The organism is Streptomyces sp. SID14478 (assembly GCF_010548525.1).
Taxonomy (GTDB): Bacteria; Actinomycetota; Actinomycetes; order Streptomycetales; family Streptomycetaceae; genus Streptomyces.
On record NZ_JAAGMG010001243.1, the window covers coordinates 1 to 1,961 of the forward strand.

At 72.9% G+C, this 1,961-nt stretch carries 2 protein-coding genes; one reads left to right on the forward strand and one right to left on the reverse strand.

The genetic code is table 11. The features are described from left to right. Positions 1 to 288 (forward strand): hypothetical protein (locus G3I40_RS46700; protein WP_203645654.1); only part of this gene is annotated, 288 nt, incomplete at its 5' end. A 51-nt stretch (positions 289 to 339) separates the two neighbouring features. Here the strand turns inward: G3I40_RS46700 and G3I40_RS39885 are convergent. Then, positions 340 to 1,905 (reverse strand): helicase HerA-like domain-containing protein, encoded by a 1,566-nt coding sequence (locus G3I40_RS39885; RefSeq protein WP_164559710.1) that lies wholly within the window; start codon positions 1,903 to 1,905, stop codon positions 340 to 342. Between the last annotated feature and the right edge of the window lie 56 nt (positions 1,906 to 1,961).

The window sequence follows — 1,961 nt, forward strand, 5'->3', positions numbered from 1 at the left end:
GCCGCCGCCCGCCCCCGACCCCACCGCGCACCCCGCCCGCGCCTGCCACCGCGCCCTGCGCACCGTCGTCCTGCGCTGCTGACGGACTCCGGCCACGGACCCGTCACGTACGAGCACGCACGACGCCGGAAGGACCACACCCCCATGCCCAAGGACCCGTACGCCCTGCTGCGCGCCCTGTTGCGCGCGGAGGCGGCGCGAGACGCCCGCGCGAACCGGAGCCCGGAGCCGAAGGCTCCGGACCACCACAACCGGCCTCCGGTCCGGGAGGAACCGAAGGAGCAGTGAACGCACGCCCCGCGCCCCTACGAAGGGGGCGCGGGGCATCGGTGCGGGGCCTCAGCGGCGCCGCGTACCGAAGATGGACCGCGAGATCTCCCGCCCCAGCTGCGTGCCCATCGACCGCGCCAGCGACTTGAAGATCCCGCTCCCGACGACCTGGTCCACGACGGAGGCGTCCGCCGGGGGCCGCCCGCGCCCCGCGGCCTTCGCCTCCTTCTCGGCGGCCAGCGCCTCCGCCTCGGCCTGTTTGCGCGCCGCGGTCTCGGCCTCCTGCGCGCTCAGCCGCTCGAAGGCCGACTCGCGGTCCACGGCGTCGGCGTAGCGCGAGTACAGCAGCGAACCCTTCACGGCGGCGTCCAGCGCACCCGCCTCCACCGGCCCCATCAGCGACTCCGGCGCCCGCAGCCGCGTCGCCGCGACCGGCGTCGGCGCGCCCTTCTCGCTGAGCACGGTGATCACGGCCTCGCCGGTACCGAGCGAGGTCAGCACCTCTTCGAGGTCGTACGCCGAGTTCGGGAAGGTCTTCACGGTCGCCTTCAGGGCCTTCTGGTCCTCGGGCGTGAAGGCGCGCAGCGCGTGCTGCACACGGTTGCCGAGCTGCGCGAGGACGTCGGCGGGCACGTCCTTGGGCGTCTGCGTCACGAAGAAGATGCCGACCCCCTTGGACCGGATCAGCCGCACGGTCTGCGTGATGGCTTCGAGGAACGCCTTGGACGCCCCGTTGAACAGCAGGTGCGCCTCGTCGAAGAAGAAGACGAGCTTCGGCTTCTCGACGTCCCCGACCTCCGGCAGCCGCTGGAACAGATCGGCGAGCAGCCACATCAGGAAGGTGGAGAACAGCTGCGGCTTGTCCTGCACCGCCGGCAGCTCCAGTACGGAGACCAGGCCCCGCCCGTCGGGCGCGGCCCGCAGCAGTTCGCTCGTGTCGAACTCGGGCTCCCCGAAGAAGTCGCTCATCCCCTGCGCCTCGAACGCGGTGAGCGCCCGCAGGATCACGCCGGCGGTGACCGACGACAGACCGCCGATGCCCTTCAGTTCGGGCTTGCCCTCGTCCGAGGTCAGGAACGTGACGACGGCCCGCAGGTCCTTCAGGTCGACGAGCTCCAGGCCCTTCTGGTCCGCGTAGTGGAAGATCAGGCCGAGCGACTGCTCCTGGGTCTGGTTGAGCTGCAGCACCTTCGCGAGCAGGACGGGGCCGAAGCTCGTGATGGTGGCCCGCAGCGGAATGCCGGGGCCGATGCCGCCCAGCGCGTAGAACTCGCACGGGTACCCGGCCGGCGTCCACTCCTGGCCCACCTGCCCGGCCCGCTCGCGCACCTTCTCGCCGTCCTCGCCGGGCGCCGAGATGCCGGACACGTCCCCCTTGATGTCGGCGAGGAAGACGGGCACCCCCTGCGCGGCCAGCTGCTCGGCGATGAGCTGCAGCGTCTTCGTCTTGCCGGTACCGGTGGCGCCGGCGACGAGGCCGTGCCGGTTCAGCATGGGCAGCGGGATGCGGATCTGGGCGTCGGCATGGCACTCGCCGTCCCAGAGCAGCGCGCCCAGGTCGAGCGCGGGGCCGGTGAAGGCGTAGCCAGCGGCGATCTCCAGGGCCTCGGCGGGCAGCGCGGCGGCGCCGGTCACCGTCTCGGGGTGCGGGGCCGCGGCCCCGGCGTCGGGCTGCTGGGGGTCGGGCGTCG